General features: G+C 49.9%; 1 rRNA gene. It reads left to right on the top strand.

Going from position 1 to position 429, the window contains the following annotated elements:
• Positions 1–10: 10 nt before the first annotated feature.
• Positions 11–429, top strand: a 23S ribosomal RNA gene (locus tag AC1DNI_RS22790); the annotation flags it as partial.

The raw sequence follows: 429 nt of genomic DNA, 5'->3' as shown, positions 1-429 counted from the left end.
CAATGAGAATGATCAAGTGTCTTAAGGGCATTTGGTGGATGCCTTGGCATGCACAGGCGATGAAGGACGTGATACGCTGCGATAAGCGTCGGGGAGGTGCGAATACCCTTTGATCCGACGATTTCCGAATGGGGAAACCCACCTTAAATGCTTGGGAAATCTGATGCGCCGCTGGCGCATGGGTGAGTAGGAATTGGTGATGAGTGAGTAGAAAATTCTATTCACGACTGATCACTCCTCACTTGCGTCGTTGACGCTTCAGGTTTCCAAGCATTGAAATAAGGTATCTGACCTTCGAATACATAGGGGTTAGAAGCGAACCCGGGGAACTGAAACATCTAAGTACCCGGAGGAAAGGACATCAAACGAGACTCCGCTAGTAGTGGCGAGCGAACGCGGACCAGGCCAGTGGCTTTTATGAGACAACAA

Source organism: Phyllobacterium sp. 01N428 (assembly GCF_056399405.1).
This window is presented reverse-complemented; position numbering and strand designations above follow the sequence as displayed.